At 44.7% G+C, this 24,251-nt stretch carries 23 protein-coding genes and 1 riboswitch; of the genes, 2 read left to right on the plus strand and 21 right to left on the minus strand.

The genetic code is table 11. From position 1 onward, the window contains the following. Positions 1-446 precede the first annotated feature (446 nt). From V9W66_RS09555 to V9W66_RS09600, 10 genes are all read right to left on the minus strand, one after another. The gene (locus V9W66_RS09555; protein WP_144093817.1) at positions 447-2,132 is read right to left on the minus strand and encodes a sulfate adenylyltransferase subunit 1; all 1,686 of its coding nucleotides are present in this window, start codon (positions 2,130-2,132) and stop codon (positions 447-449) included. Position 2,133: 1 nt separating this feature from the next. Further along, the gene (gene cysD / locus V9W66_RS09560) at positions 2,134-3,036 is read right to left on the minus strand and encodes a sulfate adenylyltransferase subunit CysD (protein WP_144093818.1); all 903 of its coding nucleotides are present in this window, start codon (positions 3,034-3,036) and stop codon (positions 2,134-2,136) included. 56 nt (positions 3,037-3,092) lie between these two features. Beyond that, positions 3,093-3,404 (minus strand): 4Fe-4S dicluster domain-containing protein, encoded by a 312-nt coding sequence (locus V9W66_RS09565; RefSeq protein WP_015526617.1) that lies wholly within the window; start codon positions 3,402-3,404, stop codon positions 3,093-3,095. Further along, the gene (locus V9W66_RS09570; RefSeq protein ID WP_144093819.1) at positions 3,388-5,094 is read right to left on the minus strand and encodes an adenylyl-sulfate reductase subunit alpha; all 1,707 of its coding nucleotides are present in this window, start codon (positions 5,092-5,094) and stop codon (positions 3,388-3,390) included. The genes V9W66_RS09565 and V9W66_RS09570 overlap by 17 nt, the downstream gene beginning before the upstream one ends. A 5-nt stretch (positions 5,095-5,099) precedes the next feature. Further along, the gene (locus V9W66_RS09575) at positions 5,100-5,516 is read right to left on the minus strand and encodes a M67 family metallopeptidase (protein WP_144093820.1); all 417 of its coding nucleotides are present in this window, start codon (positions 5,514-5,516) and stop codon (positions 5,100-5,102) included. 76 nt (positions 5,517-5,592) lie between these two features. After that, positions 5,593-6,399 carry a thiazole biosynthesis adenylyltransferase ThiF gene (gene thiF / locus V9W66_RS09580; RefSeq protein WP_144093822.1) on the minus strand — a complete coding sequence of 269 codons (807 nt, stop codon included), beginning with the start codon at positions 6,397-6,399 and terminating at the stop codon, positions 5,593-5,595. Continuing rightward, positions 6,399-6,608, minus strand: a complete 210-nt coding sequence (thiS, locus tag V9W66_RS09585) for a sulfur carrier protein ThiS (RefSeq protein WP_021650460.1) — start codon at positions 6,606-6,608, stop codon at positions 6,399-6,401. Before thiS (V9W66_RS09585) ends, thiF begins: the two co-directional genes overlap by 1 nt. Positions 6,609-6,620: 12 nt before the next feature. Next, positions 6,621-6,866 carry a sulfurtransferase TusA family protein gene (locus tag V9W66_RS09590; protein ID WP_015526613.1) on the minus strand — a complete coding sequence of 82 codons (246 nt, stop codon included), beginning with the start codon at positions 6,864-6,866 and terminating at the stop codon, positions 6,621-6,623. Beyond that, positions 6,859-7,722 carry a 4Fe-4S binding protein gene (locus tag V9W66_RS09595; protein WP_021650461.1) on the minus strand — a complete coding sequence of 288 codons (864 nt, stop codon included), beginning with the start codon at positions 7,720-7,722 and terminating at the stop codon, positions 6,859-6,861. The genes V9W66_RS09590 and V9W66_RS09595 overlap by 8 nt, the downstream gene beginning before the upstream one ends. Positions 7,723-7,762: 40 nt before the next feature. Beyond that, complete coding sequence (locus V9W66_RS09600) at positions 7,763-9,001, minus strand: O-acetylhomoserine aminocarboxypropyltransferase/cysteine synthase family protein (RefSeq protein WP_144093823.1); 1,239 nt, start codon at positions 8,999-9,001, stop codon at positions 7,763-7,765. Between the two features lie 371 nt (positions 9,002-9,372). On the opposite strand from V9W66_RS09600, the gene V9W66_RS09605 reads away from it, so the two are divergent. Continuing rightward, complete coding sequence (locus V9W66_RS09605; protein WP_243121664.1) at positions 9,373-10,095, plus strand: hypothetical protein; 723 nt, start codon at positions 9,373-9,375, stop codon at positions 10,093-10,095. Between the two features lie 94 nt (positions 10,096-10,189). Here V9W66_RS09605 and V9W66_RS09610 read toward each other — a convergent pair whose 3' ends face one another. The 6 genes from V9W66_RS09610 to V9W66_RS09635 form a co-directional block, all read right to left on the minus strand. Next, positions 10,190-11,209: a sulfate ABC transporter substrate-binding protein gene (locus V9W66_RS09610; protein WP_144093821.1), complete on the minus strand. Its 1,020-nt coding sequence runs from the start codon at positions 11,207-11,209 to the stop codon at positions 10,190-10,192. Between the two features lie 255 nt (positions 11,210-11,464). Beyond that, on the minus strand, positions 11,465-12,289 hold the full coding sequence (locus tag V9W66_RS09615; RefSeq protein WP_110104204.1) for a hypothetical protein: 825 nt from the start codon (positions 12,287-12,289) through the stop codon (positions 11,465-11,467). 293 nt (positions 12,290-12,582) lie between these two features. Further along, the gene (gene thiH / locus V9W66_RS09620) at positions 12,583-13,824 is read right to left on the minus strand and encodes a 2-iminoacetate synthase ThiH (protein ID WP_144100547.1); all 1,242 of its coding nucleotides are present in this window, start codon (positions 13,822-13,824) and stop codon (positions 12,583-12,585) included. A gap of 166 nt (positions 13,825-13,990) precedes the next feature. Beyond that, a complete protein-coding gene (locus tag V9W66_RS09625) occupies positions 13,991-14,776 on the minus strand; it encodes a thiazole synthase (RefSeq protein WP_015526604.1) in 786 nt (261 codons plus the stop codon). Between the two features lie 178 nt (positions 14,777-14,954). Beyond that, a complete protein-coding gene (gene thiS, locus V9W66_RS09630; RefSeq protein WP_144092642.1) occupies positions 14,955-15,158 on the minus strand; it encodes a sulfur carrier protein ThiS in 204 nt (67 codons plus the stop codon). Between the two features lie 261 nt (positions 15,159-15,419). Then, positions 15,420-15,527: riboswitch (TPP riboswitch) on the minus strand. A 57-nt stretch (positions 15,528-15,584) separates the two neighbouring features. Beyond that, the gene (locus V9W66_RS09635; protein ID WP_186289977.1) at positions 15,585-16,706 is read right to left on the minus strand and encodes an Ig-like domain-containing protein; all 1,122 of its coding nucleotides are present in this window, start codon (positions 16,704-16,706) and stop codon (positions 15,585-15,587) included. 367 nt (positions 16,707-17,073) lie between these two features. Between V9W66_RS09635 and V9W66_RS09640 the strand changes: the two genes are divergently transcribed. Next, positions 17,074-18,648: an IS1182 family transposase gene (locus V9W66_RS09640; RefSeq protein WP_144094053.1), complete on the plus strand. Its 1,575-nt coding sequence runs from the start codon at positions 17,074-17,076 to the stop codon at positions 18,646-18,648. A gap of 126 nt (positions 18,649-18,774) precedes the next feature. Here V9W66_RS09640 and V9W66_RS09645 read toward each other — a convergent pair whose 3' ends face one another. From V9W66_RS09645 to V9W66_RS09665, 5 genes are all read right to left on the minus strand, one after another. Further along, positions 18,775-19,833 carry an ABC transporter ATP-binding protein gene (locus V9W66_RS09645; RefSeq protein ID WP_144092224.1) on the minus strand — a complete coding sequence of 353 codons (1,059 nt, stop codon included), beginning with the start codon at positions 19,831-19,833 and terminating at the stop codon, positions 18,775-18,777. Further along, positions 19,823-20,659: a sulfate ABC transporter permease subunit CysW gene (gene cysW / locus V9W66_RS09650; protein ID WP_144092222.1), complete on the minus strand. Its 837-nt coding sequence runs from the start codon at positions 20,657-20,659 to the stop codon at positions 19,823-19,825. Before cysW ends, V9W66_RS09645 begins: the two co-directional genes overlap by 11 nt. Continuing rightward, entirely contained in the window at positions 20,659-21,498 is an 840-nt protein-coding gene (gene cysT, locus V9W66_RS09655) for a sulfate ABC transporter permease subunit CysT (RefSeq protein ID WP_144092220.1), read from the minus strand. Before cysT ends, cysW begins: the two co-directional genes overlap by 1 nt. A gap of 150 nt (positions 21,499-21,648) precedes the next feature. After that, positions 21,649-22,674: a sulfate ABC transporter substrate-binding protein gene (locus V9W66_RS09660; protein WP_242872633.1), complete on the minus strand. Its 1,026-nt coding sequence runs from the start codon at positions 22,672-22,674 to the stop codon at positions 21,649-21,651. A gap of 257 nt (positions 22,675-22,931) precedes the next feature. After that, on the minus strand, positions 22,932-24,116 hold the full coding sequence (locus tag V9W66_RS09665; protein WP_243121568.1) for a LacI family DNA-binding transcriptional regulator: 1,185 nt from the start codon (positions 24,114-24,116) through the stop codon (positions 22,932-22,934). Positions 24,117-24,251: the final 135 nt, after the last annotated feature.

The following is a 24,251-nucleotide window of genomic DNA, read 5'->3' on the forward strand; positions in this document are numbered from 1 at the left end:
ATTGTTTGTCAACACCTTTTTTTATTTTTTTACATTAATTTTATTGTATTGCGATAGATTGGGGATAATAAAGGATGTATACTATTGTTTATTGCCTACAGGATTTTTTCTCCTTTCCGGCCTGAATGCACAGCCGAGGCTCAGGATACTGTCTGGCTCTGCCTCTGCAGGAGGGGTGCGCTTCTTAGAAGCCAGCCCCCGACGAAGCCGCAGACCGGACAGTATCCTGAGCCTCGGCGTCCGTTCCGTCATAAAGACATGCTGAATGAGGACTCACCAACAAAAAAGAAAAGAGGCCACACACCCATGCAGCCTCTCAACATCATTGACATAATCTGATATAATCTTTCACTCAGACAACCAATCACAACCTCACCCGATCAACTTCAAACGTATAATCCAATCCACATCCGCCACCCAATCCGGTAAGGTCAAATCCGGTCAGATCAGATCATCCAGAAATTATCCGTGCAGACAATCCTCCTGTAAGTCTCAAACTTAAACCACTTATTATGAAACTCCGACTTATTATCAGCAGCCTCAAACTCCCTCAAAAACATCTGATAATCATCATTACTGCGGATCTCCAGGGCAAAACCTCTCTCATCCACAACAGGAAGCCCCATAAACACATACTCATCCAGCGGAATAATATCCTGCACCCTCTTATCACGGATCAGAACAGCCGCGCTATCCTCCAGAGAAACAATATCAAAATAGCCCGGATACGCAAAGCTGTCACCCTCAACAGGCACCACATCCCCTACATGATAAGTCTTAACCTCTTTATCCACCTTGGAAAGCAGCGCATTCTCAAGGTTAAAATAAAACTCCTCAAAAACATAACCGCCAACCTTCACATCATCCTTCTGGAAATAAGGCTTCTCCCCCTCAGTATCAACCGATTCCACAACACCACATGCAGAAGTCATATGACTCACACGGTCGATCAGGATCAGCTCACCGAGAGTCTTATTCCTCTTAAACTCATCCAGCACAACCTTATCAGAAAGACCGATTTTGCAAAGAGCGATCTCATTCTTCTCGATCGTATCCGCATGCAGATGCTCCCCGGTATTTACATCCGTCTTAAACTCAATACTCTTAACCACACCTGCGATCTTCTTGGTACCAAGCTTCACAAGATACTCCTTGCCCACTTCAAGCCTGGAATCATCCATCCATAGAAGCGTAGCCTCAAAGCCCTTTGCAACAGGGATCTCATTATTATTGGTAAGAACACATCCACGGCTTACATCCACCTCTTTATCCAGCTGTATCGTAACAGCCTGGCCGGCAACAGCCTCTTCACGATCGTCGCTGCCCACCAGGATCGTCTTAACAGCCGCTGTCTCGTTGCTTGGGAGCGTTGTGATGATATCGCCTACATGAACCCGACCACTCTCGATCTGGCCCTGGAAACCGCGAAATTCATGATTTGGACGAGAAACACGCTGAACAGGCAGATAAAATTCGCTGACATTCTCAGTCTCTGAAACATCCACAGTCTCAAGATGCTCCAGAAGAGCTTTCCCCGTATACCAGGGCATATGCGGAGACTTCTTCGTTACGTTATCACCCTCTGTAGCACTGACGGGAATGATCACAACATCCTGAAGCCCCAGAGTCTCAGAAAGCTCATTGATATCCTCTACGATCTCATTAAAACGGCTCTCACTGTAATCAACAAGATCCATTTTGTTCACAGCAAATACAAAATGATGGATACCCATCAGAGCGCAGATACGTGCATGACGCCTTGTCTGCACCAGAACCCCCTGCTTCGCATCCACAAGAATAATGGAAAGCTGAGCAAAGGAAGCTCCAACCGCCATGTTTCTTGTATACTCCTCATGCCCTGGAGTATCCGCAACGATAAAACTTCTCTTATCGGTTGTAAAATAACGATACGCAACATCTATAGTGATTCCCTGCTCACGTTCTGCCATCAGACCATCCAGAAGAAGAGAATAATCAATGGCGCCTCCTCTGGAACCTACCTTGCTGTCCAGAAGAAGGGCTTTTTCCTGATCCGCATATAAAAGCTTGGAATCATAAAGAATATGACCGATCAGTGTAGATTTTCCATCATCTACACTTCCGCAAGTGATAAATTTCAGTAATCCGCTCATCCTAGAAGTACCCCTCTCTCTTTCTTTTTTCCATGCTGGCAGCTCCGCCGTCGGAATCGATAACACGTGTGGTTCTCTCAGATTCCACAGAGCTTAAAGTCTCGTCAATGATCTCATCCAGCGTCTCCGCTTCAGATTCGATACCACCTGTCAGAGGATAGCATCCGAGAGTACGGAAACGGACCTTTTTCATCTGCGGCTCCTCACCCGGGTTCAGGCGCATCCTGTCGTCATCCACCATGATAATGTTGCCGTCTCTGTATACAACCGGACGCTCTTTTGCAAAATAAAGAGGAACGATCGGGATATTTTCCCTCTTAATATACTGCCAGATATCCGTCTCAGTCCAGTTGGAAATCGGGAAAACACGGATGCTTTCGCCTTTATTGATCTCCGTATTATAAAGCTTCCACATCTCCGGACGCTGGTTCTTCGGATCCCAGGCCTGCTCTGCATTACGGAAGGAGAAGATACGCTCTTTTGCACGGCTTTTCTCCTCGTCACGACGACCGCCGCCAAAAGCAGCTGTGAAACCATATTTCTTAAGAGCCTGCTTCAGTGCCTGTGTTTTCATGATGTCTGTGTATGCGGAACCGCTGTCAAAAGGATTGATTCCCTGCTTCACGCCATCCTGATTAATGTACTCAAGCATTTCGATTCCCAGATCCTTCGCGGTTTTGTCACGGAACTCGATCATCTCTTTAAATTTCCATGTTGTATTTACGTGAAGAAACGGGAATGGCGGCTTCTCCGGGTAAAAAGCTTTCATTGCAAGATGAAGCATTACAGAACTGTCTTTTCCTATAGAATAAAGCATTACCGGCTTCTCGCACTCTGCTGCAACTTCACGGATGATATAAATTGCCTCTGCTTCCAGCTCATCCAAATGTGATAATCCACTCATATCTGATCTCATCCTCCTGTTCCGGCCGCCAGAACCGGCAGCACTTATCTTCTGGTCTAATATTTATTCGAATTCCGTCGATCCACATCGATCACGGATGTAGAACCGTCCGTTTTTGTAATGATCCAGTGAAGGATATCCCCTTCGCTTTTTACATTCATGATACTTCCGTTACCGCCGATATCCGCACCAAGGAAAAAGTCGATGGCACCGGCTTTACATTCCTTTACACAGGAAACGCAGCCCCAGCAGTTTTTCGGATATTTCATCACGGCTTTTTTGTCTTCCATGACGATCAGGGTTCCCGGACATACTTCACTGCATTTTCTGCAGCCAACACATTTTTTCTGATCAATTCGTATGCTCATATGTGTCCTCCTTTACAATGTCGCGGAAAATCATCCTGATCTCACCGTTTTCCAGTTTCGAATTTACATATTTATAAAATTTCTCATCTGTTTCCGGATGATCCAGATTTTCGTTGAAAGAATGCCATCTGGTCTCTTTGCGGTTTTTCAGATGAGCGATCAGTGAACGACACACAATGAGACGCTCACGAAGTTCGTATGCAAACATCAGCTCATGCATATCTGCTGCCGCTGTTTTTTCGGCAAGAGCCTGAAGCTGAAGGATTTTTTCATCTGCAAGAGCAAGCTGTTTCTCATTAAACTGATAATTGGAAGCAATTCCTCCTGCATACTCATCCATGACTTTCTGCATGGCCTCTTCCAGCTCTTCCACGGAAAATGCCGGTGCATCTTCATTGCGGAACTTTTCGTACTGGGAAAGAATCTCCTCTTCCTGAACCTTGATCTCTGTCTCAGTCTGAACATCTGCTTCCCTCAGCGTTCCGGCCTTAAACTGTTTCACCATATCCAGTGCTGCAAGCTTTCCTTCTGCAAGAGCTCCTGTCACATATTTCTGTGGACATCCACCTGCAACATCACCGGCTGCATACAGCCCCTTTACCGTGGTTTCACGGCCTGTATTTACCCAGTAGCCGCTGGCTGTATGACCACCTACGATATACGGCTCTGTTCCCTGGATCTCAACATCCTGCTCACTGGGGTTCTTTCCGCTTTCGATCCATTTCAGAGTCTGGCTCGGTGCCATGTTGAGATAAGCCTTCAGAAGATCTTCGTCCTGTTCCTTCGTGATCCCTGTAGTCTTCAGGTAACACGGGCCGTGGCCAAGCTGATTTTCCCGGACTGTTCCGTAAACTCTCTCGCTTGTGGTCAGTCCGTATTTTGTCTCATAGATCTCGCCAGCTGCATTGATCTGTTTTGCGCCGACACCCTGTGCGATGGTTCCCGTAGGAGCAATGGTATCCTTGCAGCGAAGTGCGATAAAACGCATCTCAAAGGACGTCATCTCCGCACCTGCCAGGATTCCCATTGCATATCCGGCACCTGTGTTAAACGGCGGATACCACATCTTATGTCTGGAAAATCCCGGATTGTTCGGCTTATAAAGTCCGGCCGCTCCGCCTGTTGCAGCAAGAACTGCCTTTGCCCGGATAATGTATGCGGTTTCTTCCATAATAGAGAAACCAACCGCTCCGTAAACCTGTCCGTCTTTTACAAGAAGGTCTGTGATATTTACATAATTCAGAACGTCTACGTTCTCAGCTTTATGAACTGCATCAGCAAGAAGTGGTTTAAAATTTTCACCGTTGATCTTGATGTTACGGTTTCCTCTGGCTACGTAATCACCATTTTCATCCTTCAGGATCACAAGCCCAAGCTTTTCCATCTTTGCAGTAACTTCGTTGAAATTCTCCGCTGCTGTAAGAAGAAGGTCCTGCCTTACGATCCCGGCGGCATCCTTTGTGGCATAATCTACATAGTCCTGAGGCTTGCGGCCTTTTACAATGTAGGCATTGATGGCATTAACACCTGCTGCCAGACAGCCGCTTCGTCTGATATTTGCTTTTTCTGCGATCAGTACCCTGCCGGCTTTCTGTTCTGAGAGAACCAGCGCCGCATAGCAGCCTGCGGTACCTCCGCCTATGATCAGCACATCTGTTGTAATTTCCTTTGTGTTTAATCTGTTTTTCATACTCATCACTCTGTTATCTGAAGCTCATGTACAGTTACATTTTTCTCTTTATCTACGCCAAAGGCCCTCAACACTGGATTTTCTGCATCCATAAGGGAGAGGATCAGATATTCGATGTTCGGGTCAAATGCAAGTCGTTTATCTTCTTCGGAAGGCCTTGACGGAGACTCCGGATGAGAATGAAAGTTTCCGATCATCTGATATCCGTTCTGACGGATATCCTTGATCGCGCTCAGCTGTTCCTTCGGGTCCATGGAAAAGTGTTCGTTGCTTTCATCAATATTTGTCAGCAGATACACCTTCTCGATGGTTTTTACATCGCCCTCAATGGTCCCGCCCAGAAGGCCGCAGGACTCATTGGGAAGTCCTTTTCTGCAGTGGTCTAATATTTTCTCATAATCTTCTTTTTTTAATTTCAGCATTTCTTCGCAGCCTCCAATGGGTTTCTATACTTATTTATACTGCCTGCACCAGCAGACACTTTTGCCTTCTATATTATCAGTGTTTCAGCTCACACACAGCCTGCTCATAATCGATCAGTTCTGTGATCGTCGGATCATCGCCGCATACCGGGCAATGATGATTCTTCGGAAGCTTCACGGTACGGAAGGTCATCTTCAGCGCATCGTAGGTGAGAAGTCTTCCTGTAAGAAGATCACCCTGTCCGATGATGTACTTGATTGCTTCCATGGCCTGAAGGCTTCCGATCACTCCGCCCATGGCTCCGATCACGCCAGCCTGCTTACAGGTCGGTACGGCATCCTTTGGCGGCGGACTCTGGAACGCACATCTGTAGCATGGGCCCTGTCCCGGAACGTAAGTCATCAGCTGTCCCTGGAAACGGATGATCCCTGCATGTGAAAACGGTTTCTCAGCCATTACACAGGCATCGTTGATCAGGAATTTTGCAGGAAAGTTGTCTGTTCCGTCAAGAATGAAATCGTAATCTTTGATCAGATCCATGATGTTGCTGGAATCTACAAAGGTATGATATGTATTTACAGTAACGTCCGGGTTGATTGCTTTCATGGTCTCAGCCGCAGACTCTACCTTCAGTTTGCCGACATCTGCAGTTGTGTGGATGACCTGTCGCTGAAGATTGGAAAGATCTACCTCATCTGCATCCACGATCCCGATGGTTCCCACACCTGCTGCTGCAAGGTAAAGGGCTGCCGGTGCTCCAAGTCCGCCGGCTCCGATGATCAGAACCTTGGCATTCAGAAGCTTTTTCTGACCTTTTACTCCAACCTCTTTCAGGATGATATGGCGGGAGTACCGCTCAAGCTGCTCATTTGTAAAAGCCATTATCTTGCGCCTCCTCCCATGTAGTACAGGAACTCAACAACGTCGCCGTCCTTTACCTCTGTTTCCGGAACGTCTGCCTTGCTGATGAATTCATCGTTGATAGTTACGGTTACATACTCAGGACTTTCAATATCCTCTTTCTCAATAAGCTCTGTAAGCTTCAGTCCGTCTTCGTACTCTTTTTTATTTCCTGCAACTGTGATTGTCATTTCTCTGTTCTCCTATTCTTCAACTTTTCTTACGATCAGTGTATAAGTTCCGTCTTCGTTGTCCTCGAGCTTCAGGATCTGATGTCCTTCTTCCTTCACGCTTCTCGGCACATTCTGTACCGGCTCGCCATCGTTCATTTTGATTGCCAGGATCTGTCCGTCATCCAGCTCCTCAAGTGCTACCTTTGCTTTTACAAAGGTTACCGGGCAGACCACATCGGTAATATCTACGGTATCATCAATCTTAATATCAGCCATTGTATGCTCCTTTCAAAACTTCCTGAAGTTTTTCAGCGCCTACCCGGTCGATGGTAAATTTAAAACGCTCTCCCGGATTTGCATGATCATCAAAGAACTGGATCGCTGCATCGGTCACTCTGAAAAGCTGCTCCTCAGAGGTGATAAGCGGAAGGAATTCCTGTCCCTTGCTGATGTGATTTCCAAACGTTCCGCCAAAGGAAACGATATATGCTTCGTTTACATCCCATGCATCCACCGGACAGGATTTTGCACATCTGCCGCAGTAGTTACATTTCTCTGTATCGATCACCAGCTTGTCATCCTCAAAGGAGATGGCGTTTTCTCTGCAGGCCTTTTCACAGACACCACAGTGGATACATGCATCCTCTTTCCAGCTGACCTCAGCCGCTCCCTTGATCCCTACATCATTCTCCTCTGCCTTCAGACAGTTGTTCTGGCATCCGGTAACACCGAATTTGAATTTATGAGGAAGCTCTCTTCCGAAATATCTTTCATTTAATTTCACTGCAATGTCATAGCTGTTGATATTTCCGCTTGGACAGACAGCGTTGCCCTGGCAGGCTGTAACTGTACGGACTCTCGGTCCGCAGACACCAGGCTTGCATCCGCCTTTTGCAAGATCATCCTTTACATCATCAATATCATCTAATTTAATGAACGGGATCTCAACTCCCTGTCTGGAAGTAAGATGTACATATCCGTCACCGTATTTCTCAGCTACCTCTGCGATCTTCTTAAGGTTTTCTGCGGTAAGTGTACCGCCTACACAGGCAAGACGAAGAGAAAAATTATTTTTCTGCTTCTGTCTCATGAAACCACCTTTTTTTAATGTAGCGTAATCTACTTTTGCCATAACGAACTCTCCATTTCTCTGCTGGTGCAGCTCTTAGATTTTATCGGTTATTTTCTATCGCTTGTTTGAAATCTCCTTTTAAATCTTCAATATCTTCAATTCCCACACTGATACGGATCAGATCCTCGAATACTCCGGACTGCAGCTTCTCTTCGTCGGAGATGTGTGCCGCGATGGTGGATTCCGGATGGATCACCAGTGTCTTCGTATCTCCGATATTGGAGATGATCAGCGGGATCTTCAATGAATTGATAATGGAAAAAGCCTTCTCCTTGCTTCCGGTTCTTACGGTTACGATAGCTCCGTAGCCATTCCTGAACTGCTTTTCCGCAATTTCGTGATAAGGGCTTTCTTCCAGTCCCGGATAATTTACTTCAATGTCACCACCCAGGCCCTGTAAAAATCTCGCAAGCTCCAGTGCATTGTCACACTGTCTCTGCATTCGAAGTCCCAGGGTTTCCAGTCCCAGATTATTAAGGAAAGCATTCTGCGGAGCAAGACACGCGCCAGTGTTCCGGAAAAGTCCGTTTCTAAGCTTGGCGATGTATGCAAATGGTCCGAATTTCCGGTATGGAGCAAGTCCCGGATATCGGTCAGGGTCCCATTTCAGACCCTTACCACAGACAAGAATACCGCTGATGGCATCGCTGCTTCCATTGATATATTTGGAAGAGGAATGAACCACAATGTCAGCTCCAAGCTTCAGTGGCTGGATCAGATACGGGGTTGCCACCGTGTTGTCTACGATCAGCGGTACGTCATGCTTATGTGCCACTTCCGCAACTGCCTGGATATCGGTAACATCCAGCTTGGGGTTGCCGATGGTTTCCGCAAAAACAAGTCGCGTCTTCTCTGTGATCTCTGCCTCAAAAGCTTCCGGCTTATTCTCTTTCACATATTTTACGGAAATCCCGAAAGGCTTCAGATCATCGAACAGTTCCACGGTTCCGCCATACAGTCCGCAGGCTGCCACGATCTCATCTCCCGACTGAAGAATATTCAGAAACGCATTGGTCAGCGCTGCCATTCCGGATGCACAGGCCACACTGCCGATCCCATCCTCCAGCATGGTCACTCTCTTCTCAAAGGACTCTACCGTAGGATTGTTGATCCTTGTATAGGAGAAGCCCATTTTTTTATTGTCAAAAATTTTCTCCAGGTCTTCCGCGCTGTCATGTCGGAATGCACTGCTCTGATAGATTGGAACCTGTGTGGCTCCCTGCGGATATTTCTCATTGGTGCCGTGGAGCAGTCCTGTATTAAAGCCGTATTCGTTCATAGCCTCTTCCCTTTCTTTTGTTGACACTTATATTAACCTACTATTCATAGTATGTCAATAGGAAAACGGGATTAAATGTATTTTTTTGTGTACACAACTATACGACAGCATGATACAATTATAACAGTTACGATAATTACACCACCAAAAGAAAGATGCCCGCAGGCATACAAACCTACATTAAGAACAGGAGGTGATCCCTATCAATATAAACCCGAAGCTCCGGAATATTTTTCACTCTTTATTCAGTCCCACCCTTGATTTCCGCGTCCGGCTGTTCAACATCCTCGCCTTGGGAGGTACTGTGATCAGCCTGATCATGGCCTTTCTCAGTCTCGGGACCGGTTCCTGGGGAAATGTGCTGATCAATTTTGCGCTGGTTGCAATCTCCGGAGGGCTTTTTCTTTATTCCTATAACAGGCGCGATCGCTCTTTCCATATCTGCAGTCCCGGTCCTCGCTTCTGACCCTCCAACCGATGACGGTCAGTACATCTGGCAGGATGAAAACGGAGATTACTGGTACCGCAATGGTTCCGAGGATGAATATATCGGGGAAGGTAATTATGCCCCTGACCCGGATTCCGGTGAACTGATGGAAGGCAACGATGCCGGCTGGACCGAACAGGACGGTTATTTTGAGCCTCATTATTATTATGAGGACGGCAGTGTGTGGCTGGAAGATGCCACCGGAACCACATATATTGGCTCCAGAGATAAATATTATATTGATGACTACGGCAATCTTCAGGAATATTCCGATTCTTCATACCCAAATTCCTCTCTGGAGGATTCTTCCCTGAAGGGTTTTCTGGCAGAATACTATCCGGTAAAGGGTGAGATCATCACCAAAAAGGATCTTACCTTTGAATCTTATCCTGCCACGAAATATCAATACTTAACCGAAGTCAACGAAGAAGAAAAAAATGTAGATGCTCTTGTATGCCAGACTGACGATTATACATTCGGACTTTTTGTCCTGACTCCGTCAGACACCTATGATAAGGCCGCCGAAAAGGAAGCCACAGAGCTGATTAAATCCATAGATTTCGTTTACGCAGAGCGTGTGGATATGGCCATGCCTGATCCCTTGTGATTCACAATATTTACATAAAAGAAGCTGCAGACTCTGTTTTTTCACTGTTCTGCAGCTTCTTTGTGTTATTGCGTCCAACTATATCTTCTGCTGTCTATCCTTCGTAAATCTGATCAAAAATCCCTCCATCTGAGAAATGTGTTTCCTGTGCCTTTTTCCATCCGCCGAAATCATCAATGGTGACAAGATTGATGTCCAGATCAAACACATCGGAGTATTCCTTCAGAATATCCTGATTTGACGGACGGTAATAATTATCACCGGCGATCCGCTGTGCTTCATCGGAATAGAGATAATTCAGATATTCCTCTGCCACATCTCTGGTGCCTCTTTTGTCTACGACTTTATCGACTACTGCTACAGATGGCTGTGCAAGGATGCTGATGCTTGGTGTTACGATCTCGTAGTCGTCCGGATAATCCTTTACGGAAAGATAGGCTTCATTTTCCCAGGCGATCAGTACATCACCCTGTCCGTTTTCCACGAAAGAGGTCGTTGCGCCTCTGGCTCCGGTGTCCAGGACAAGTACGTTTTTGTAAAGATCTCCGATGAATTCTTTAATTTTATCCTCATCTCCGTTATATTTATCTTTTGCATAGGCCCAGGCTGCCAGATAGTTCCATCTTGCTCCGCCGGAGGTTTTCGGGTTTGGTGTGATCACACCTACGTCTTTCTTTACCAGATCGTCCCAGTCTTTGATGTTCTTCGGATTTCCTTTTCTCACAAGAAATACAATCGTCGAAGTGTAGGGAGCGCTGTCCTCCGGAAATTCGTCCACCCATCCGTCATCGATGAGTCCTGCATCCTGGATCGCATCTACATCATACTCCAGTGCCAGTGTTACCACATCTGCTTCCAGTCCGTTGGCAACCTCAAGTGCCTGCTTTCCTGAGCCTCCGTGGGATTGTGTGATGTCCACCACATCCTGCCCTGTCTTTTCTTTCCAATGCTTCTGAAAGATCTTATTATACTGTTCATAGAGCTCTCTGGTGGGGTCATAAGATACGTTTGTAATGCTGACACTGTCCGCCGCATAAGCGTTTGCTCCTGTAAGACTTCCGATGGTTACTGCTGCCAAAAGGGCTGCTGTTGCTGATTTCCATTTTCTTTTCATAATACTTTTCCTCCTGTTTTTCTGCCTTTATTTTTGTTGTTGGCTTATTATAAACACGAGTAAGTCTTTATGAAAACTATAGAATCGGAAACCGTTTTCATGCTATCCAAAATTCCTGGTATTCCTACCTTAAAAAACAGCAGAAAAATCCCGGAAATCGGTAAATAAACATATGATTCCGTATAAAAATTTCCATTTCAGAATATTTACAGAAAACGTAATCAGCCTTGTATTTACAGTATTTCTGGTGATTTTTTATTTGATATTCAATTCTTCCAGCAGCTTTTTCATATAATTTTCATCTTTCATAGCCTTATCAAGGTCTTCTGTACGGTTCTCTTCCAGAAGTTTTTTTGACAAAAGCAGTCCCTGCTCCATTCCTTTTTTCATTCCTTTTTCCATTCCCTCATCCAACAACATCTGTCCAAGTCTTGTCATAGATATAACCTCCTTAATCTCATCCAGATCTTTACTATCCAAAAACTTATCTGCCAGAGTATATAACATTGCCATTGTTTTTTCTGCTGTTAGGCCACGTTTCTTTTTGGATAGTATAACTGCTTCTTTGATTTTTTCCTTAATCTTCATATTCCCAGACATTAATGGTGTCAACGATAGGCTTGCATAATCTTCTTCCGTAAGCTCTGTTCCGTCTTCTTGTTTTTGTCGTATTTTTTCAAAAACCTCATCTGCATTTCTATCCTTGAGATATATCGGTTGTATCCGATATGTAAACAGTCCCATATTCAATTCTGTCTTAACCGATTTGATTCCACCTGAATAAATCACATAGGTTATAACATTTTTTCCTGTTTTATGTGAATATACCGCATCATAGGCAAGAAATCTGCGCAAATCATTTTCTCCCTTGTCGGTTGTCTGGAATTCTATATGAATATAAAATCCTTCTTTAGTCAGAAATGTAAAATCCATATATAAAGAATGAATAGTAAGTTCTATCAGCTCTGTAGGACCAAGATTCACAAATTCATAGTCAATTCCAAGACTTTTCAGGATCGTATCACGGAAATAATCAAATCCCATTTTCATAATAGCATCTTCATGTTTTGTATTTGCCATGTGGCACCTCTTTTTTAGTTCAGTATCGTTATCAGCTGTGCCTTGAAAATGCTTTTGTAATTTTACTCTGACTCTTTATCTTATGTGAATTTTATTATTCTTAATCGTCCTCCTTGTTATATTTATTTTATCAGACCCGGACTAAAAAATCATCATTACTCTTCCGACAAATTCTTCCTTTATTTTCTATCCGTTTTTATTTTATGGTTATCCACACCCACCCCGGAGAAACATTCTCCGGGGTGGGTGGTTTTCCACATATTCCACAGAAGTTATCCTCTTCTGTCGTGTTTTCACAGATAAATATAGTCGTTCATGACTGGCTGCAGGCCATGATCTTTCAGGGCGTTGAAAACTTCGTTCACAGACCTTCCGTCGGAAATCTCAAACTGATCATCACCTTTATCTTCGATATCATCCACATGGCTTCCGATTCCGGTGCTGACACCTGCAGAGATCTTGGTTGCTGCAATATTCACCAGATTGTCACGGACACGCTCACATTCTCTGGTGGATACGGTAATACTTGCAAACGGCATAAACAGACGATATGCACAGACTACCTGGAGAAGCTGCGGTTCGTGAACATCCTTCGGGTTGATCCTGTCGTTGTTGATGATCGGACGAAGTCTCGGGCAGGAAAAAGCGATTTCTGCATGTGGATATTTTCTCTGCAGAAGATATGCATGATATCCCGTTGCAAAAGCATCCTTGCGGAAATCATCCAGTCCCAGAAGTGCCGCAAAGCCAACACCTCGCATGCCGCCTTTTAACGCACGCTCCTGTGTATTTAACCTGTATGGGAAAATCCTCTTGTGGCCTGCCAGATGCAGAGTTTCGTATTTATCAGAATTATAGGTCTCCTGGAAAACTGTCACATAATCTGCGCCGCATTTGTGAAGATATGCGTACTCATCAGAATTCATCGGATACACCTCAAGACCGACTACCTTGAAATATTTCCGGGCGATCTCACAAGCCTTTCCGATATATTCCACATTAGATTTCGTTTTGCTCTCCCCGGTAAGGATCAAGATCTCCTGGAGTCCGGTTTCTGCAATGGCTGCCATCTCTTTCTCGATCTCATCTGCATTCAGCTGTGCACGGCGGATCTTGTTGTGGCAGTTAAATCCACAGTAAATACAGTAGTTCTCACAGTAGTTTGCAATGTAGATCGGTGTAAACATGCAGATACTGTTTCCAAAATGTTTCCTTGTTTCGATCCGTGCAGCCTGTGCGATTTCTTCCAGAAGAGGCAGCGCTGCCGGTGAAAGCAGTGCTTTAAAATCCTCCGGTGTACGGTTGTCATGAACAAGCGCTCTCCGTACATCCGCTTCTGTGTACTTATCATAATCATATGCGTTCATTGCGGAAATAACCTGATCCATTACATCAGATTCTTCCAGCTGTTCCATATCCGGAAGGTACTTCATGTGATCGATACGGTTCTTTTTCATATCTTCCAGAATTTCTTCATTTACGATACTTTCATTAAAATGGCCGTCCTGTCGGCTGGCCTGTACTGTTTCTGCCATTACTCTTATGTCGCTCCTCTCATATATTGCAGCAATACTCTGGTGCTCACTGCTGCATATCTGTAAACTCAATTTCGATTGAAACCAGATAATACCTGTGTTTCACTACACAGGCAGAGCCTGTCCCCCGCTTAGTGTTCTGCGTTCAATCATTCATTTATCAATTTTACTCATGAAGAAATCCGGTCAGTGGTGAGGATGCACTTGCACCTCTCTCCAGAGTTCTTCCCATACCGGAAAGATATGCACTTCTTCCTGCCTCAATAGCCTTCTTAAAGGCTTCCGCCATAACACGGACGTCTCCTGCAGTTGCAATAGCTGTATTTGCCATAACTGCTGCAGCACCCATTTCCATAGCCTCACATGCCTGTGACGGGCGGCCGATTCCTGCGTCCACGATGATCGGAAGGTCGATCTCGTCGATAAGGATCTGGATGAATTCTTTTGTACAGATTCCTTTGTTGGAACCGATCGGAGAGCCAAGCGGCATTACACAGGCAGCTCCTGCATTCACCAGATCTCTGGCTGCATTCAGATCCGGATACATGTATGGCATAACTACAAAGCCCTCTTTTGCAAGGATCTCTGTTGCCTTGATGGTCTCATAGTTATCCGGAAGAAGATATTTGGAATCATGGATAACTTCGATCTTTACAAAATCTCCGCAGCCAAGCTCGCGGGAAAGTCTTGCGATACGGACTGCCTCTTCTGCATTTCTGGCGCCGGACGTATTCGGAAGAAGAGTAACATCCTTCGGCACATAGTCAAGAATATTGGCAAGCCCACCCTCATTTGCACGGCGCAGGGCAAGTGTTACGATCTGAGTTCCTGCTTTTTCAATACATGCTTTTACAAGCTCCAGGGAAAATTTTCCGGAACCAAGGATAAAACGGGAAGTAAACTCATGGCCTCCCAGGATCAGTTTGTCTTCATTTGTGTTTGCTGTTGTCATTTTTTATGTCCACCTTTCTGTTATTTATCTGCATTGTATTTCAGCTGCAATAACTGCTCAGTTATTCAATTTCAAGTCAGCAGTTATCTGCGATTCTGCCCATCTCACAGCCGGATATTCCTGCCCATCTTCAGACTTCTGAACAGGATTTTCTGTATCCACTCTTATTCTTTCTGTCTCAGCAGCTTCCGCCGCCCATAAACTGCAGGATTTCCACAACGTCTCCGTCTTTCAGCACGGTCGTGTCGTAAGTCTCTCTCTTGATGATCTCTTCATTCAGCTCTACTACCACCTGCACCGGAACATAGTTACATGCTTCCAGATATTCAGTTACTGTCACCGGCTTTTCCAGTGTTCTGCTTTCACCATTTACTGTGATCATAATCGCTCCTTTCCGGAAATTTCGCCAAGTCAGAAGTAATTCGCAATCTCTTCCGGTCAATCGGATATTCGCAATCCGTAAAAAAAGAGTTCACAAAGAAATACACCCGCGGTGGTGCACCCCTTCATGAACTCTGTTCACTCTCAAAATTTCCCATGTTTAATTGTAAAATATTTCTCTGTAAATCCTGATCTTACGTATATTCAGCCGGATAAAACATCCGCATCCAATAAAAAAGGAGATACACCAAGGTATCTCCCGTAAATTCATCTTATACGTTCCTACGTTGGCATTATCCAAATCAGGTATAAGGGTCGAAGTTGAAGACTTCCTCTCAGCCTGCCGTCACAAGCTCCCCTGTTATTTACACGATTTAGTATAATTCCGATTCTGCTTCATGTCAAGAATAATAAATTTTTGTCTTATTTATAATTTATAAGCAGTGAATCCCAGATCATTCATTGTCAGGTTTAAATTCTTTTTCAGATAAGCATTTGCTGCTATCATTGTCGCTTTCATCATAATGTTGGAAGTATCCTGCAGATCTGTCATCGCTTTTTTTCCGTTTGTATACAGGAAAGTCAGATTCTGACCTTTATAAGCAGATGCTTTTGTGGAAGAAGTCAGCAGCACAAAGACTCCATCCGAAGACAGGGCGGACTTCACACTGACCGTATCAGATTTCACACAGTTTCCGATAATATCCAGTCCGGCAAGGACTCCATCTGAAGGCACAGAAATCAGTATTCCAATATCTATCTTATCTTCTTTCTTCAGATAGCCGATCATCAGAGTACTTTCTTCATTTACTTTGACATTTATAAACTGACTTCCGTCTTCGGTATATCTGCCTTTCTGACTGATATATTTTTTCAGTTTGGCATAATTCTGCGTCAGTTTTGCGTTAACCGATGCAGGATTTTTTACAGTAACCTTGCAGGTGAATTTTCTGCCGCCAAGGATCGCTGTGATATTCGCTGTTCCTGTTTTTACTGCGGTGACCTTTCCGGCTGAAGTTACACTGACAACCTTTGTGTTGCTGCTCTTCCATGACGGTTTCAGACTGGTGCCGTTGATCTTCAGTGTATAAGTTTTTTTCGGTGTCAGTGTCAGACTGGTCTTATTCAGGGTAAGAGAATTCAGCCCTGCGATCGCTGTCAGGCCTTTTTTATTATAACCGCTCCAGATCATATTTTTTCCGGATTTCCGGTAAGCTTTTACCGTATAAGTATAACGTGCTCCGGTGCTTACTTTTGTGTCGGTAAATGTAACATTCTTACTTCCTGTGATGGTTTTTACTGCTTTCCATCCGCTGTTTCCGGACTTGCGGTATACACGGTATCCGGCTGTTCCTTTTACCTGTTTCCAACTGAAAATGATCTTATTCCTGCCGGAGATCTTAATAGAAGACATGGCCGGCGCTGCTACAGTTACTGCCGCCTGTACTTCTGCCACGCTGATCAGCTCCGGAACCGCAGCTGGTGCCGCCGTCGCAAGCATAAAACCTGTCAAAATGCCACATAAAGCTTTTTTCCAATTTCTTTTCATACGCTTTTTTCCTTTCTGCTTTGTGGTGTATCTGGATTTCCTAACAAATATAGTATACATTATGGGGAATATTCCTGCTATGATATTTTTCGCCGAATCGGGGCTTTCGGTGAAATTCGGCAGTTTTTACAATGGCATAAAAAATGCCGCTCCCTCGGCCACATCATATGATATTCGCAATCCGCTAACGCTACTTGCTCATAAAAAAATGCCGCTCCCTCGGCCACATCATATGATATTCGCAATCCGCTAACGCTACTTGCTCATAAAAAAATGGGGCTGTGAAAAAAGAATAGTCCCCCAAAAAAGAAAGACCAAGAGTTTATAATGAACTCAAGGTCTTTCTTTCTGTTATAATTAACTTGCAATGAAAATTAATAACATAATCTATTCTAACCCAAAACAGGCAGTTTTGCCAATGCTAATTCAAGATTATTTGGACATCTGTGATCCAGTGCTGACTTTTGATAGATTTATGGGAGAAATCGAACTGGAGAAATATCTGAAAAATATTCCTCAACATGATACAGGAAGACTCAGGTATGACCCGGTCAGCATGCTGAAAACAGTTTTGTTTGGATTTATGGCGAATGGCTATATATCATTGCGTGAACTGGAGGATCAGTGTAAAATCAATCTCCGTTTCATGTATCTTATGGATCATCAAGCACCTTCTTACCGTACTTTCGGCTACTTCATCAACGAAGTACTTGCTGATTCCATTGAAGAAATATTTCAAGATATAAACAAAAAAATCTTCGAGACAGAGCATGTGGATCTTCAACATCTATACATTGATGGATCCAAGTTTGAAGCAAATGCGAATAAATACTCCTGGGTATGGAAAAAAGCAACCGAAAAATCCAGATACCGTCTCTTTGGTAAGATCACTACACTCTTTGAAGAAATCAATGAGGAACTTTCATGTACAGGTATGAAACTTTGTATCAATAGTGAGTACGCACCAGAGTATCTGAAGGAAGCTGCTGAACAGTATGCAGAAGTCTGGCAGATTAATGAAGCAATGTTTGTTCATGGCAGGGGACATCGTAAAACTACACAACAACGTCATTATGAGAAACTCAAAGAGTATGCTGCTAAGTTGGAAGAATACGTGGAAAAAATCAAAATCTGTGGAGAAGATCGCAACAGCTACTCGAAAACAGATCATTCAGCCACTTTTATGCGAATCAAGACAGACTACATGGGAAATGACCAGTTGCTTCCAGCTTATAATGTACAGGTCGGTGTTGCAGATGAATATATTGCTGTTGTTGATGTAAATCAGTATCGCTCAGATATGGATTGTTTTATTCCATTAATGAACAAGTTTTATACTACATATGGCTTCTATCCAAAGTACCCAGTAGCAGATGCCGGATATGGTTCTTACAACAATTACATCTTCTGTGAGCAGCAAGGAATGGAAAAATATATGAAGTTTCCCATGTTCAAGAAAGAGACTACTGACAAGAAATACCATGAAGATCCATTTCGTGCAGTAAATTTTCCAATCGGGGAAGACGGAATCATGCGTTGCCCAAACGGGAAAAACTTTAATCTTCAGTATCGAAAAAACGTAAAAGGGAACAAGTATGGGCGACAGGAAGAAGTGTATCAGTGTGAAGACTGCTTCGGCTGTCCATACGCAGAACAATGTAAAAAGACAGACAAAAACCGTACTGTTCGAATCAACCGCGAACTTACAGCGATGCATCAGGAAGTGATAGAAAATCTCGAAAGTATCCAGGGAGCGCTTCTAAGGATGAACAGATCCATTCAGGCAGAAGGTACCTTTGGTATCATGAAAAACGACCGGTGGTACAAAAGAATTGTCCGAAGAGGAATAAAATCTGTATTGCTTGAAGTATTTCTCGTTTCTATCGGACACAATCTTTATAAATATCACAACAAACAGAAAAAAGTTGCAGCTGCCGCATAGGAGTTCATAATAGCATTCTTATGGGGTAAGGGGAACTATACCCTTTTTTATGCAATATAACTATTATCATAACCATAAGCAAAAGGACGCATGAAAAAACTCTCGTTTTTTCACACGCCCATTTTTTTATATCACTAACCAATCCTCAATCATAGCTGTATTATGTAGCAGTACTGCCTCATTTCCCTTCGTTACAAAAATCCTCTGCACAAACACATCCACAACTTCGCCTTCCCGGACGGGTTCTTCGTCAAGGCTTCTTCTGGCGCTGAGTGTGGTGTTTCCTACACGGACTTTCAGTTCCAGGTTGCTGCCGCGGAATGCGACTCGTTCTACGACGCCCTCTGTTGCGGAGCTTTTATATTTCTGTTCCTCATTCTTCTTAGTCACTTTTACAAACTCCGGACGGACAATGGCTTTTTCGCCTCCCGGAACTTCCTCGAAGTGATTGAACACCTGGTAATCATCGATCACAGAAGTCTGCCCGAAAAATCCCGCCGTAAACGCAGTATCCGGATTCTGGTAAACCTCCAGTGGGGTTCCCTTCTGCTCGATCCGTCCACGGTTGGTAATAATAATTTCATCCGCCACCTCGATAGCCTCATCCTGGTCATGGGTAACAAAAATACTGGTGATCCCTAGCTTCTCGATCATGTCCTTCAGCCAGCTTCGAAGCTCCGTACGGATCTTTGCATCGATCGCCGCAAAAGGCTCATCCAGAAGGAGAAGCTGCGGATTCGGAGCCAGAGCCCGGGCAAAAGCAACTCGCTGTCTCTGACCACCGGACAGCTGACTCGGATATCTTTTCTCCAGGCCCTTCAGCCCGATCAGCTCTACCAGTTCCATAACCCTCTGCTTAATATACTTCTTGTCCGCCTTCTGTACCTTCAGGCCAAATGCAATATTATCATACACCGTCATATACCGGAAAAGAGCATAATTCTGGAACACAAATCCAATGCCTCGCTCGCTGGCCGGCACATCATTGACCACTCTTCCGTCGATGATGATCTCCCCGCTGTCCGGCTGCTCCAGACCGGCGATCATACGGAGAATCGTAGTTTTTCCACTTCCGCTGGGTCCCAGAAGACCAATCAGCTTCCCCTTTTCGATACCAAAGCTTACGTTATCAGATGCCTTGTAATCCCCATATGTTTTATTGATATTTTTTAACTCAACGTACATCGCCTTTTTCCCCCTTTCCTTTATGCTCCAGAACATTTCTTGCGATCAGAAGGATCACCGCCAGAATCACCAGGATCGAAGAAACCGCAAATGCCGGAACATACTGGAATTCGTTATAAAGAATTTCCACATGAAGCGGAAGTGTATTTGTTTTTCCACGGAGATGTCCGGACAGTACGGACACAGCTCCAAACTCTCCCATGGCTCTGGCTGTACACAGCACAACACCATAGAGAAATGCCCACTTGATATGCGGAAATGTCACCCTGGTAAAAATCGTCCAGCCTTTTGCTCCCATCAGTGCTGCCGCCTCTTCCTCATCGGACCCTATGGATTCCAGAACCGGTATGATCTCTCTGGACACAAATGGAAATGTGACAAAGATCGTTGCCAGGACAATTCCAGGAACTGCAAACACGATCTGTATCCCTGCACTTTCAAGAACAGAATAAAGAGGACTCTGCTTTCCAAAAACCAGGATATAGATAAGACCTGCGATAACCGGTGATACCGTAACCGGAACATCGATCAAAGTGGTAAGGAGCTTTTTTCCCCGAAAATGAAATCTGGTCATTGCCCATGCCGCACACAGACCAAAGATCGTGTTGCATACAACAGCCGCAGCCGTCGCCTCAATGGTCAGCTTCAGCGCTTTCAGCGTGTACTCATCTGTCACCGCCTGCACGTAGCACTGCCAGCCCTTGCTCAGCGCCTGGGTTACAACAACCACCAGAGGCAGTACCAGCATCACAAAAAGAAAGATCACGGAAATCCCGATAAGGATCCATTTCACCGGCCCGGAAGCCTGCTTCTTTTTTTCATCCATTATGCATCCCTCCCTCTGATACGTTTCGTATTTCTTGCCTGCACCAGATTCACACCAAACAGGATCAGGAATGATACTGCCAGTGTAACCAGTGCGATAGCTGTTGCGCTTTCATAGTCAAACTCCTGAAGCTTTGACATGATGATCAGTGGCGTGATCTCTGTATAGTAAGGCTTGTTTCCTGCGATAAAAACAACGCTTCCGTATTCTCCCAGGCAACGTCCGAAGGCAAGTCCCGCCCCGGAAAGCATTGCCGGCAGAAGCTCAGGAAGAATAACTCTGCGAAAAACGGTGAATGGCTTTGCACCCATGACACGAGCCGCCTCCTCATAAGAACCGTCCAGCTTCTCCAGAACCGGCTGAATGGCCCTGACTACAAAAGGGATTCCCACAAAGATCAATGCCACCGTGATACCGATCCTGGTATATGCGATCTTAATACCGAAATTTGCAAAAAAGCTTCCCACCAGACCTTTATCGGATGTCAGGGATGTCAGAGAGATACCGGCAACTGCAGTCGGCAGTGCGAAAGGCAGCTCGATCATTCCATCCATGATCCTTTTTCCCGGAAAATCATATCTTACCAGCACCCACGCAAGAACCAGGCCCATAATAGCATTGATCACTGTGGCCGCAAATGCGGTGATAAAGCTTACATAGAATCCGGACAAAACCCTCGGCCGTGTGATCACCTCAATAAATTCCCGAAGCCCCAGCCGCGCCGAGTATACTGCCAGAGACGCAAGAGGGATCAGAACTACGATACTCAGCATCGCCAAAGTCACTCCCATTGTCAGTCCAAAGCCTGGTATCACACGTTTACTCTGTTGTTTCTTCATTTCTGTCTCCCCTCTTTTCTATTCTAAGTCTCTGATCTGTTACAAATTCCCGATCTGCTGCAAATCTCTGATCTGTTACAAATCTCTAATCTGTTGCAAATCTCTGACTCTTCTACAACTCTCTGGTCTGTTACAAAATCTCTGGCTCTTCTACTCTTCATATATTTCATCAAACACTCCGCCGTCTGCGAAATGCTTTTTCTGAACTGCATCCCAGCCGCCGAAATCTTTGATCGTTGTCAGCTTCACCTTCAGGTTAAAAGTATCTGCATGCTTTTTCAGGATCGTCTGATCAACCGGCCTATAGTAATTCTCCGCGATCAGCTCCTGAGCTTCATCGGAATACAGATATTTCAGATATGCTTTCGCCGCTTCTGCATTATCATGCTTTTTCACATTTTCATCTACAACAGCAACGGATGGCTGTGCCAGGATACTGATGCCCGGCGTTACGATCTCGTAATCATCCGGATTATCCCTTACAGAAAGAAACGCTTCATTTTCCCAGGCGATCAGCACATCACCCTGCCCGTTTTCCACGAAAGAGGTTGTGGCACCTCTTGCTCCGGAATCCAGAACCAGGACATTTTTGTAAAGCTTCTTGATAAAGGCTTTCATCTCTGTCTCGTTGCCGTTATATTTCTCATTGGCATAAGCCCAGGCTGCCATGTAATTCCAGCGGGCACCACCGGAGGTTTTCGGATTGGGAGTAATCACCCCCACACCATCCTTTGTCAGATCATCCCAGTCGTGGATATTCTTCGGATTTCCCTTCCGAACAAGAAATACAATGGTGGAAGTATAAGGAGCACTGTCATCCGGATATTCATCGATCCAGCCCTTGTCGATCAGACCGGCATTCCGGATCGCATCGATATCATATTCCAGAGCAAGTGTCGCCACATCTGCAGGAAGTCCGTTGGAAATCTCAAGAGCCTGCTTTCCGGAACCGCCATGAGACTGGATCACATCCACACTCTGACCTGTTTCCTCTTTCCAATATTTTGAAAAAATCTTATTATATGCTTCATAAAATTCTCTGGTCGGATCATAGGACACATTGATGATCTCCACATGATTTTTATCCTTTGTATTGTTTCCCGATACTGCAAAAGTTCCTGCCAGTACCACTGCTGCCAGTGTGATACAGACACCTGCGATGCGTTTTCTTTTCATGATCTGTGTACTCCTTTACAACCACATTTTTATTTGGAAATCTTTTTTCCAACAATGTAAATGCTTCATTTCGCTGTCAAATCATACCTGTTCTTTCCGTTTACTGTGGTTCTGTAATTTTTTTATTTGAATTGAATACATTAAACCATATTATTCCCATTAATTAAATAGGAATATCTGAAAACGTTTTCACGAGAATACTCTGATCATAGTGCAACCGCATCCTGTCTGTCACTATATCTGCGCATCCGCAATCCTCAGATACAATAATCGCTCCACATACTGTCCTCCACACTGCTGCAGCTGTTCCGAATCATCAGTCTGCCTTCCAGTTCCATTCGCACAATACCGGAATGCCCGCCCTTCAGCCGGTCCAGCAGCAGGTATAATGCAAATTTTCCCATATCCTCCTTGGGCAGGCTCACCGTTGTCAGCATCGGTCTGGTAAACTGTGCCTCCTGTATATCATCGCTGGATATGATCGAAGGCATATAATACCGGTTCCGAAATTTATTCAGGCACTTCAGCATTCCGATCGCCGAAATATCATTGGCACAGTAGATTCCGGTTGGCATGTCGTCCGACTGAAAGAACTTTTCCATGGCCTCGTAGCCCTCGGCCTCAGTCTGCTTTGTTTCGATAACATACTCCGGTATCACATCCAGATCATGCTTCTTCAGTGTTTCCAGATACCCGTTATACCGGTCCTCGCTGTGACACTGGCCAATATAACCGATATTTTTGTGCCCCAGGGAGATCAGATATTCCACTGCCGCTGCTGCGATCTTTTTCCCATCACAAAGGACCTCATCCACTTCATAATTGGTAGAATTCCGGTTCACCGATACCACACTTTTATACTTCTTATTCAGCTTCTTCAAAGCCTCTTTATTACATCTGCCGATGATGATCAGTCCGTCCCTTTTCCCTTCCACCTCATCATACATTCCGTCGATCAGCCGGTCCAGATTCTCCCTTCGGCACTTCCGGTCATCGGAAAACACAGACATATACCATACTTTGGAAAGAATGCAGTTTTTATCATGGATCTCACTTTCGATCACCCGAAGGAGCTCCGCAAAAAACGGATCCGTTGTGGAAGAATCGGTTCTTGTCATCAGGATATTGATGTACCAGGTTTTCTCCTGCTTTGCGGAAACGCCTTTTTTCAGATTCCGGGCCGCCTCGTTGGGCACATAATTCATCTCGATAGCTGTCTTCCATATCTTGTCCCTGAGTCCGGAAACAGAACATTTATAATTGGGATTGTTCAAAACTCTGGAAACCGTCGCCGGTGAAACCCCTGCCTTTTCTGCAATCTTCTTGATGGACATGTACCCGTCCCCTCCTTCTGAAAAAAGTCTGCCCGCTGCCAGTCCTGTAAGCTGCTCAACGTCATCTGTGTAACTCAGCATCATCAGTGTAACAGAACTTTTTATCATTCCTTATTTCATAGTAATTAAATATGTTTTATATGATAATAAGAGTTTTAAAAAAAGTCAATCTTATTTTGTGAAAACGTGTTCTTTTTTGCCTGCAATATATAAAAACAGACTGAGAACCTGATGTATATTCTT

Origin of the sequence: Blautia massiliensis (ex Durand et al. 2017) (genome assembly GCF_051861785.1) — a bacterium.
In the GTDB taxonomy this organism is placed as follows: domain Bacteria; phylum Bacillota; class Clostridia; order Lachnospirales; family Lachnospiraceae; genus Blautia_A; species Blautia_A luti_A.